The following is a 10174-nucleotide window of genomic DNA, read 5'->3' on the forward strand; positions in this document are numbered from 1 at the left end:
GGCGCATGGTGCGCGCCGGACGGGAAACCCGTACAGCATCGGATCCCACCCGAGGAGGGCGTCGACCATGCCGATCACGTTCCGCAAGAGCTTCCGGATCCTCCCGGGGGTGCGGTTGAACATCAACCGTCACTCCTGGTCCATCACCACCGGTGGCCGCAACGGCCCCCGCCGCACCACGAGCAGCACGGGCCGCCGCACGACTTCGATGGATCTGCCGGGCCCCTTCGGCTGGCGCAGGACCACGCGCACGCGCCGCCGGTGACCCGCGCCGTGCCTGGGCCCGCGCGTACCGCCGGCCCGGGCGAGGTCCGGTGACCGTGCGCCGGCCGGTGGGTCAGCGGGCGGCTTCGCGCCCGACCTTGGCGGCCCACAGGACGAGCGGGACCTGGAGCGGGAGCCGCGCGTAGGCGAGGGACTTGAGGGCGGCGGGCTTGTGCCGCCAGTCGTACGCCATCTTCACGTTGGCCGGGAAGACGCCCGCGAAGAAGCAGGCGGCGGCGACCGCGCTCACCCGGCGCGTACGGGGCACGGCGACGCCTGCCGCCAGCAGGAGTTCGGCGACGCCGCTCGCGTGCGTCCACGCGCGGGGGCTTCCCGGCAGCGCCTGCGGAATGGTCGCGTCGAACGGCTTGGGCGCCACCATGTGGGCGGCGCCCGCCGCGGCGAGCAGCCCCACGAGAAGACGCGCGGAACGGTCGGTGGCGGTCAACGGGGCCTCCTGGGCGGTCCTGGGGCGAGCGCGCGCGGGTGCGTCCCGGCACCATGATTATCACCAGCCGGTACGCCGCATTGCTAGACATCGCGTCAACAACGGCCCGCCGCCCCGAGTTCCGCGAGGAACCCCTCAGGTACCTCCTGATACATCCGATGGCCCGAAGGTGACCGTGCGGCAGTGCGGGATCAGCTCCGCCGCGTACCGTACGGTCCGGCCTCGAAGAAGGCGCCCACCGTACGGACGAACCAGCCCGGGTCGTCGAGCCACGGGAAGTGGCCGCCGCCGGGCTGCACGGCCAGCTCGGCGCCGGGGAAGAGCGCGGCGACCTCGGTGGCCCGCTCCGGCGTGGGCACCCCGTCGCGTTCTCCCGCGACCACCAGCACGGGCGCGGCCAGGTCCGCCAGCGCGGCCCGCGTCGCCGGCGGGTCGAAGACGCTCTGTGTGGCGAACACGTGTGCCGCCGCGCGGTTGAGCTCGCGCGGGCTCGCCGCCGCGTGCGCCCGTGCGGCCTCGTCCCAGCGCCCGTAGAAGAACGGGTAGGCGGAACCCGTCGTCTCCTCGCCGCGCAGTTGCGCCTGGAGAGCGGTGTACGCCTCCTCGAACCACGGCTCACCCTTCCTCGCCCGCGCCGCCGAGAGGCGGTCCTCGGCCGTCACGGGCACCCCGGCCGCCCACGCGGTCGGGGTGACGAGCGCCAGGCGCCGGACGCGCTCGGGGTGGGCGGCGGCGTACAGCATGCCGAGACTGCCCGCCGCCGAATGCGCCAGCACGTCCAGGCGCTCCAGGCCCAGATGCTCGCGCAGCGCCTCCACGTCGTCGACGAGGCGCTCGCAGCGGTACGTCGCCGGGTCGTCCGGGACGGCGGAGTCGCCGGTGCCGCGCAGATCGAGCAGGACGAGCCGGCGGTGCGCGGAGAGTCCTCCCAGGTCCCCGAGGTAGGCGGAGGCCCGCATGGCGCCGCCGGGCAGGCAGATCAGGGGCTCCCCCGCACCGGCCAGGTGGTAGGCGAGCGCGGTGCCGTCGTACGCGCTGAACGTCTCGGTGCCGTATGTCCCCGTGTCCCTCATGCACAAGATCCTTGCAAGCGCGGGGCGGACAAGGCAATTCCCCTCCCTTGACGCCCGACCGGGCTCCTGGATTACTGGCCCCGGAAGATCAACCGAATGATCGGTTGTCCGATCGGTACGGGAGTGTCACTCATGACGGTTCTGCTGGACGCGGCGGAGGAGCTCGGGCCCGAGGAGCTCGGCGCCCTGCAACTGGACCGGCTGCGGGCGACTCTGCGGCACGCGTACGAGAACGTTCCGTTCTACCGCCGGTCGTTCGACGAGGCCGGGCTGCGCCCCGACGACTGCCGTTCGCTCGCGGACCTCGCGCGGTTCCCGTTCACCGTCAAGACCGACCTGCGCGACAACTACCCCTTCGGGATGTTCGCGGTACCGCAGTCCGACGTCCGCCGCCTGCACGCCTCCAGCGGCACGACGGGCGTCCCGACGGTCGTCGGTTACACCCGGGGCGACCTGGACATGTGGGCCGACATGGTCGCCCGCTCGATCCGCGCGGCCGGCGGCCGCCCCGGGCACAAGGTGCACGTGGCGTACGGATACGGCCTGTTCACCGGCGGCCTGGGCGCGCACTACGGCGCCGAGCGCCTCGGCTGCACCGTCATCCCCGCCTCGGGCGGCATGACCGCGCGCCAGGTGCGGCTGATCCAGGACTTCCGCCCCGAGGTCATCATGGTGACGCCCTCCTACATGCTGACGCTGCTCGACGAGTTCGAGCGCCAGGGCGTCGATCCGCGTACCACCTCCCTGAAGGTCGGGATCTTCGGGGCGGAGCCGTGGACCGAGGAGATGCGGCGCGAGATCGAGGAGCGGTTCGCGATCGACGCCGTCGACATATACGGGCTCTCGGAGGTCGTCGGACCGGGCGTGGCCCAGGAGTGCGTGGAGACCAAGGACGGGCTGCACATCTGGGAGGACCACTTCTACCCGGAGGTCGTCGACCCGGTCACCGGCGCGGTGCTGCCGGACGGCGAGCAGGGCGAGCTGGTGTTCACGTCCCTCACCAAGGAGGCCATGCCGGTCGTCCGCTACCGCACCCGTGACCTGACCCGGCTGCTCCCGGGAACGGCGCGTCCGGGCTTCCGGCGGATGGAAAAGGTCACCGGACGCAGCGACGACATGGTCATCGTGCGCGGTGTGAACCTCTTCCCCACCCAGGTCGAGGAGATCGTGCTGCGTACGCCCGGGGTCGCCCCGCACTTCCAGCTCCGGCTGACCCGCGAGGGGCGGATGGACCGGCTGACGGTCCGGGCCGAGGCCCGGCCGGAGGCCACCGGCGACCAGCGGGCCGCCGCCGCGACGGTGATCGCGGCGGCCGTCAAGGAGGGCGTCGGGGTCACGGCCGGGGTGGATATCGTCGACCCCGGGACGCTGGAGCGGTCGGTGGGCAAGCTCAGGCGGATCGAGGATCTGCGGGAGAAGTGAGCGCGGCGAGGCGGAACGGAATGTTGACATGAGCGCGCCCGGCTGCGTGCATGGACCGATCACCGCGCCAACTTCCGCGCACCGCGGTCACTTTGGGAGGCACGTTGCACTTCCGCACCCGCCTGAGACGCCTCGCGCTCACCTCCGTCGCCCTGGTGACGGCCCCGGCCGCGCTGCCCGCGGCCCCGGCCGGGGCCGACGACGGTTCCCGTGACCGGCACCCGTCGTCCGGCCGGCTGTCCGCGCTGATCCGCTACACGGAGTACGGCGTCCCGCACATCGTGGCCAGGGACTACGCGAACCTGGGCTTCGGCACCGGCTGGGCCCAGGCCGCCGACCAGGTGTGCACCCTCGCCGACGGCTTCGTGACCGTGCGAGGCGAGCGCTCGCGCCACTTCGGCCCGGACGCGGCGCCCGACGGCTCCCTCTCGTCGGCCGCCAGGAACCTGTCCAGCGACCTGTACTTCGCCGGGGTGCGGAAAGCGGGCACGGTCGAGAAGCTGCTGGCCACGCCCGCACCGGCCGGGCCCAGCCGGCAGATCAGGGAGTCGATGCGCGGCTGGGCCGCCGGGTACAACGCGTGGCTCGCACAGAACCGCGTCACCGACCCGGCCTGCGCGGGCGCCGACTGGGTGCGCCCGGTCACGCCCCTGGACGTCGCCCGGCGCGGCTTCGCGATGTCCGTGCTCGGCGGCCAGGGGCGCGCGGTCGACGGCATCACCGCCGCGACGCCGCCGGGCACCGCGCCGGTCGGCGGGGCGGACCCCGGGCGGGCGGCGCGGGCGGCGCGCGAGCTGTTCGCTTCGGACGGCGCCGGCATGGGCTCCAACGCGGTGGCGTTCAGCGGGAGGACCACCGCCAACGGGCGCGGGCTGCTGCTGGGCAACCCGCACTACCCGTGGCAGGGCGGCCGGCGCTTCTGGCAGTCGCAGCAGACCATCCCGGGCGAACTGAACGTCTCGGGCGCGTCCTTGCTCGGCACGACCGTCGTCAGCATCGGGTTCAACGAGAAGGTGGCCTGGAGCCACACCGTGGCGACCGGCGTCACGCTCAACCTCCACGAGCTGAAACTGGATCCGGCCGACCCGACGGCGTACCTGGTGGACGGCAGGCCGGAGCGCATGACGCGGCGGACGGTGTCGGTGCCGGTCAAGGGCGGCGCGCCGGTCACCCGGACGCAGTGGTGGACGCGCTACGGGCCGGTCGTCTCGGGGCTCGGCGCCTCGCTGCCCCTGCCCTGGTCGGCGACGACGGCGTACGCGCTCAACGACCCGAACGCCGCGAACCTGCGGGGCTCCGACACCGCGCTCGGCTTCGCCAAGGCCCGCTCCACGCGGGACATCCACCGCACCCTGCGCCGCGTCCAGGGCCTGCCCTGGGTGAACACCGTCGCGGCCGACTCCGCCGGGCACTCGTTCTTCAGCCAGGCGCAGGTCCTGCCGCGGATCACCGACGAGCTGGCGGGGCGCTGCTCCACGCCGCTCGGGAAGGCGACGTACCCGGCCTCGGGAGTCGCCGTATTGGACGGGTCGCGCGCCGACTGCGCGCTCGGCTCCGACCAGGACGCGGTGCAGCCGGGGATCTTCGGCCCGTCGCGGATGCCGGTGCTCAAGGACGCCCCGTACGCCGAGAATTCCAACGACAGCGCCTGGCTGACCAACGCCGACCGGCCCCTGACGGGGTACGAGCGGATCTTCGGCACGGTGGCCACGCCCCGTTCCCTGCGCACGCGCGGCGCCGTCGAGGACGTGGCGGCCATGGCGCGCCGGGGCGGGCTGACGGTCGGCGACCTCCAGCGCCAGCAGTTCGCGAACCGGGCGCCCGCCGGTGACCTGGCGGCGGCCGACACGGCGAAGGCATGCACCGCGCTGGCGGCGGAGCGCCCGGACCTCGGTCTGAAGGAGGCGTGCGAGGCGCTGGGGCGGTGGGACCGGACGGTGAACACCGACAGCGCGGGCGCTCTGCTCTTCGACCGCTTCTGGCGCCGGCTGGTGGCGTCGGTGCCGGCGGCGCAGCTGTGGAAGGTGCCGTTCTCCGCTGCGGATCCGGTGCGTACACCGCACACGCTCAACACGGCCGCGCCCGGTTTCGCGAGCGCCCTGACCGGGGCGGTGTCGGAGCTCAGGGCGGCGGGCATCGCGCTGGACGCGCCCCTGGGCGCGCACCAGTTCGCCGTACGCGACGGCGAGCGCCTGCCGCTGCACGGCGGCACGGAGTCGCTCGGCGTCTGGAACAAGATCGAGCCCGTGTGGGACGCGGCGGCCGGCGGTTACCCGGGGGTGTCGACGGGCTCCAGCCACATCCAGGCGGTGGGCTGGGACGGCGGCCGGTGCCCGGTGGCGCGCACGCTGCTGACGTACTCCCAGTCGTCGAACCCGTCGTCGCCGCACTACAGCGACCAGACCCGGCTCTACTCGGGCGAGCGCTGGGTGACGTCCCGGTTCTGCGAGAAGGACATCCTCCGCTCGCCCGCCCTGCGGGTGGAGCGGGTGCGCGAGCGCTGACGCGTTGGCGTCGTCGCGACGGGGCCCTCACCGCTGCGGTGAGGGCCCCGTGCGGGTGGGGGGCTCCGGGCGGAGCGATTCGTGGTGTCGTCAGACGGCGCGCCGGCGGCCCTCCAGGGCGGCCTCGCTCAGACGGCGCGCTCGCGGCCCTCCCAGTACGGCTCGCGCAGACGGCGTTTGTACAGCTTGCCGTTGGGGTCGCGGGGCATCGCCTCGACGAAGTCGACGCTCCGGGGCCGCTTGAAGGCGGCGAGCCGCTGGTCGCAGTGCGCGAGGACGGCGGCGGCCAGCGCGTCGCCGGGCGGGTGGCCCTCGGCGGGTTCGACGACGGCCTTGACCTCCTCGCCCCAGTCCGGGTGCGGGATGCCGAAGACGGCGGCGTCCGCGACGGCGGGGTGGCTGAGGAGCGCCGCCTCGATCTCGGCCGGGTAGATGTTGACGCCGCCGGAGATGATCATGTCGATCTTGCGGTCGCGGAGGAAGAGATAGCCGTCCTCGTCGAGGACGCCGAGGTCCCCGACGGTGAAGAAGTCGCCGATGCGGTTCTTCCGTGTCTTGCTCTCGTCCTTGTGGTAGCTGAAGCCGCCGGTGCTCATCTTCATGTAGACCGTGCCGAGTTCGCCGGGCGGCAGGCGGTTGCCGTCGTCGTCGAAGACGGCGAGTTCGCTGATGGGCCAGGCCTTGCCGACGGTGCCCGGCTTCTTCAGCCAGTCCTCGGCGGTCGCGAAGGCGCCGCCGCCCTCGCTGGCGGCGTAGTACTCCTCCACGCAGTGGCCCCACCAGTCGATCATCGCCCGCTTGACGTGGTCGGGGCAGGGCGCCGCGCCGTGGATGGCGTGGCGCATCGAGGACACGTCGTACGACGCCCGTACGACTTCGGGGAGGGCGAGCAGCCGGTGGAACTGGGTGGGGACCATGTGGGTGTGGGTGCACGCGTGCCGGTCGATGAGGCGCAGCATCTCCTCGGGCGTCCACTTGTCCATGAGGACGAGCGGATGACCGATGTGCAGGGACGCGCCCGCGAACTGGAGCACGGCGGTGTGGTAAAGCGGTGAGCAGACGAGGTGGACGTTGTCGTCGAAGGGGCGGATGCCGAAGATGGCGAGGAAACCGCCGAGGTACGACTCCTCGGGGAGCTTGCCGGACAGCGGGCGGCGGATGCCGCGGGGGCGTCCGGTCGTTCCCGAGGTGTAGTTCATGACCCAGCCGAGGGTGCGGTCGGCGGGCAGGGACTCGGGCTGTCCCGCGAGCAGTTCGGCGTACGGACGGAACCCGGGAACGCTCCCGACGGCGTAACGGCTGTTCCCGGGAAGCTTCGCTTCGTCGGCCGCCGCGGTGGCCGCTTCGGCGAAGCGCTCGTGCGCGACGACGACCTTGGCGCCGGAGTCCGCGACGATCCAGGCGATCTCCGGTCCGACGAGGTGGTGGTTGACCGGTACCAGGTAGAAGCCGGCCTGGGAGGCGGCCAGGTAGGCGGTGAAGAACTCGACGCCGTTGGGCAGGACGACGGCGAAGGCGTCGCCCTGCCGCATGCCCGCCGCGCGCAGTCCGTGGACGAGCTGGTTGGCGGCGGCGTGCAGTCGTCCCGCCGTCCACTGCTCGCCGTCCGGTGCGGTGAGCACCGTACGGCCCGGGTCCGCCGTCGCCTGGGCCCAGAAACCGTTGGGCGGCTGAGTCGCGGTCATGAACGGTCGCTCCTTCCGGCGATGCGGCCGAGGCGTTCCACGGCGCGTTCGAAACCACGGGTGAGGTCGTCGAAGATGTCCTGGACGCCGCGCTCGGACGTCATGCGGCCGACGATCTGGCCGACGGGCGTGCCGAGCAGCGGTTCGACCTCGTACTTCTGAATGCGGGAGACGGCTTCGGCCACGAGCAGGCCCTGGAGCGGCATGGGAAGCGTCCCGGGTCCGCTCGGGTCGTCCCAGGCGTCGGTCCATTCGGTGCGCAGCTGGCGGGCGGGTTTGCCGGTGAGGGCGCGGGAGCGGACGGTGTCGCCGGAGCCGGCGGCGAGGAGCTTGGCGGTGAGGGCGCGCGAGTGCAGGTCGGCCTCCTCGGTGGTCAGCCAGATCGAACCGAGCCAGGCACCCTGCGCGCCGAGGGCGAGACCGGCGGCCACCTGCTCCCCGCTGCCGATGCCTCCGGCCGCGAGTACGGGCAGGGGGTGGACAGCGTCGACGACTTCGGGGACGAGGACCATGGAGGCGATCTCGCCCGTGTGGCCGCCCGCTTCGTAGCCCTGCGCGACGACGACGTCGATGCCCGCCTCGGCGTGGTGCCTGGCGTGCCGGGCGCTGCCGGCCAGGGCGGCGACGAGGACGCCGTGGTCGTGGGCGCGGGCGATGACGTCGGCGGGCGGCGAGCCGAGGGCGTTGGCGAGCAGCTTGATGGGGTAGTCGAACGCGACGTCGAGCTGGTTGCGGGCGACGTCCTCCATCCAGCCGGTGATGCGCCATCCCGACGCCTCCCCCTGGGCGAGTCCGGGCACGCCGTATCGGGCGAGCGTCTCCTCGACGTACTTGCGGTGTCCGTCGGGAATCATCGCCTCGACGTCGGCCTCGGTGACGCCCTCGACCTTCTTCGCGGGCATGACGACGTCGAGTCCGTACGGCTTCCCGTCGGTGTGCTCCGCCATCCAGTCGAGGTCGCGCGCGAGTTCGCCGGGCTCGGTGTAGCGGACGGCTCCGAGGACGCCGAACCCGCCCGCGCGGGTGATCGCGGCGGCCACCGCCGGGAAGGGTGTGAAGCCGCAGATGGCGTGCTCGACACCCAGTTTCTTGCTCAGCTCCGTCTCCATGGGCGGCAGGATGCCGCAGTCGGGCGGACGAGGGAAGAGATTCTCTGATGATGCGTCAGATATCTGGGGCTCCTCGGCGTGGTTGACACCACCCACCGCCTGCAAGAAAGTTTCATCTGTTGAACACGTGGCGGCAGTTACTTTCACAAGGGGTGGCTCGTGACCGACGGTGCGGCGAGTGCGGCAGAAGCGGAAGCGGAAGCGGGCAGAGGAATCAGCAGGCGCAGGCTCGGCGGCATCATGGCCCTGGGCGGCGCCCTCGTGCTCGCCCCGGCGGCCGCGGGCCGCGCGAGCGCGGCGCCGAACCGGGCGGCGGGCCGCGCCGGCCGGGGCCGCCCGACACTGCGGCGCGGTTCACCCGAACGCGCCGGGCTCCTGCCCGGCCCCCTCACGCAGCTCGTCGCCGACGCGGAGCGCTTCCTCGGCCCCTCCCCCAAGTACCCCTGGTACGCCGGCGCGGTCCTGCTCGCCGGGCGGGGCGGCACGGTGGCGCTGCATCGGGCGATCGGGTCGGCGGTGCGCTACGCGGCGTACGACGAGAAGACCGACACGGCGGTGGAGTTCCCGGCGGACCAGCGGATCGCGATGACCGAGGACACCGTCTTCGACCTGGCGTCGGTCTCGAAGCTCTTCACGTCCGTGCTCGCCGTGCAGCAGATCGAGCGCGGCACGCTGGAGCTGGAGGCGAAGGTCGCCGCGTACCTCCCCGAGTTCGGTGGCGCGGGCAAGCAGGACATGACCGTACGCCAGCTGCTCACCCACACGTCGGGGTTCCGTGCCTGGATCCCGCTCTACAAGGAGCCCACACGGGAGGGGAAGCTGCGCCTGCTGTGGAACGAGGCGCCAGCCAGCCCGCCCGGCACCAAGTACCTGTACTCCGACCTGAACCTGATCTCCCTGCAGCTGGTGCTGGAGGAGATCACCGGCCGCACTCTGGACGCACTGCTCCACGACGAGATCACCGCTCCGCTCGGGATGCACCGCACTCGCTTCAACCCGCCCGCCTCCTGGAAACCGAAGATCGCCGCCACCGAGGACGCCCGGCCACCGTGGTCGGGCCTCGACCGGGGGCTGGTGTGGGGAGAGGTGCACGACGAGAACGCGTACAGCTTCGGCGGTGTCGCCGGCCACGCCGGTGTCTTCTCCACCGCCTGGGATCTCGCGATCCTCGCCCGTACGCTCCTGAACGGCGGCGCGTATGGGCGTTCCCGCATCCTGGAGCCCGAGTCAGTGGAGCTGATGTTCACCGACTTCAACACCGCCTTCCCGGGCGACGAACACGGCCTGGGCTTCGAGCTGTACCAGCACTGGTACATGGGGGCCATGGCCACGCCGCGCACGGCGGGCCACACCGGGTTCACCGGCACGAGCCTGGTCCTCGACCCGTCCACCGACTCTTTCCTCGTCCTCCTGGGCAACTCGGTCCACCCGGTGCGCAGCCACCGTTCCGGCAGCGCACCGCGCGTGGCCGCGGCCAACCAGCTGGCCCGCGCGGTCGCCGTACGCCCGGTCCGCGGCCGCACCGCGTGGTTCTCCGGCATGGCCTCGGCCACCCCGGGGGCGCGGCGGTGTCCACCCGGCCGTTCGCGGGAGTCGACGCCAGGCTCTCGCGCTACTCGTACCTCGTGTCGCTGCTGCCCCGGCGGATCGTTCGCGACCTGGGGCTGGA

The 10174-nt window shown here is 72.7% G+C and carries 8 protein-coding genes; 4 read left to right on the plus strand and 4 right to left on the minus strand.

What is annotated here, in order from left to right; all coding sequences use genetic code 11:
• Positions 1-67: 67 nt before the first annotated feature.
• Entirely contained in the window at positions 68-265 is a 198-nt protein-coding gene (locus E2E34_RS25915; protein WP_138904336.1) for a DUF4236 domain-containing protein, read from the plus strand.
• A gap of 72 nt (positions 266-337) precedes the next feature.
• Here E2E34_RS25915 and E2E34_RS25920 read toward each other — a convergent pair whose 3' ends face one another.
• Together E2E34_RS25920 and E2E34_RS25925 are read right to left on the minus strand one after the other, a co-directional pair.
• Entirely contained in the window at positions 338-712 is a 375-nt protein-coding gene (locus E2E34_RS25920) for a DoxX family protein (RefSeq protein WP_138904337.1), read from the minus strand.
• 191 nt (positions 713-903) lie between these two features.
• Positions 904-1785 (minus strand): alpha/beta fold hydrolase, encoded by an 882-nt coding sequence (locus tag E2E34_RS25925; protein ID WP_138904338.1) that lies wholly within the window; start codon positions 1783-1785, stop codon positions 904-906.
• A 132-nt stretch (positions 1786-1917) separates the two neighbouring features.
• Here E2E34_RS25925 and paaK point away from each other — a divergent pair, with 132 nt between their 5' ends.
• Both paaK and E2E34_RS25935 read left to right on the plus strand, forming a co-directional pair.
• A complete protein-coding gene (gene paaK / locus E2E34_RS25930; protein WP_138904339.1) occupies positions 1918-3207 on the plus strand; it encodes a phenylacetate--CoA ligase PaaK in 1290 nt (429 codons plus the stop codon).
• A gap of 104 nt (positions 3208-3311) precedes the next feature.
• Positions 3312-5711: a penicillin acylase family protein gene (locus E2E34_RS25935; protein WP_138904340.1), complete on the plus strand. Its 2400-nt coding sequence runs from the start codon at positions 3312-3314 to the stop codon at positions 5709-5711.
• Between the two features lie 128 nt (positions 5712-5839).
• Here the strand turns inward: E2E34_RS25935 and E2E34_RS25940 are convergent, their stop codons facing one another.
• Together E2E34_RS25940 and E2E34_RS25945 are read right to left on the minus strand one after the other, a co-directional pair.
• Positions 5840-7396 (minus strand): acyl-CoA synthetase, encoded by a 1557-nt coding sequence (locus E2E34_RS25940; RefSeq protein WP_138904341.1) that lies wholly within the window; start codon positions 7394-7396, stop codon positions 5840-5842.
• Positions 7393-8505, minus strand: coding sequence for an NAD(P)H-dependent flavin oxidoreductase (locus E2E34_RS25945; protein WP_138904342.1), 1113 nt, complete (start codon positions 8503-8505; stop codon positions 7393-7395). The genes E2E34_RS25940 and E2E34_RS25945 overlap by 4 nt, the downstream gene beginning before the upstream one ends.
• A gap of 240 nt (positions 8506-8745) precedes the next feature.
• Here E2E34_RS25945 and E2E34_RS25950 point away from each other — a divergent pair.
• Positions 8746-10174: serine hydrolase domain-containing protein (locus tag E2E34_RS25950; protein WP_138904343.1), on the plus strand; the 1429-nt coding region annotated here is incomplete at its 3' end.

Source organism: Streptomyces albidochromogenes (assembly GCF_005981925.1).
Lineage (GTDB): Bacteria > Actinomycetota > Actinomycetes > Streptomycetales > Streptomycetaceae > Streptomyces > Streptomyces albidochromogenes.

Excerpts from the sequence above, each read along its gene's own strand:
- E2E34_RS25940 (WP_138904341.1), bottom strand. The coding sequence starts at position 7,396 with ATGACCGCGACTCAGCCGCCCAACGGTTTCTGGGCCCAGGCGACGGCG.
- E2E34_RS25915 (WP_138904336.1), top strand. The coding sequence starts at position 68 with ATGCCGATCACGTTCCGCAAGAGCTTCCGGATCCTCCCGGGGGTGCGG.
- E2E34_RS25925 (WP_138904338.1), bottom strand. The coding sequence starts at position 1,785 with ATGAGGGACACGGGGACATACGGCACCGAGACGTTCAGCGCGTACGAC.
- paaK (WP_138904339.1), top strand. The coding sequence starts at position 1,918 with ATGACGGTTCTGCTGGACGCGGCGGAGGAGCTCGGGCCCGAGGAGCTC.
- E2E34_RS25945 (WP_138904342.1), bottom strand. The coding sequence starts at position 8,505 with ATGGAGACGGAGCTGAGCAAGAAACTGGGTGTCGAGCACGCCATCTGC.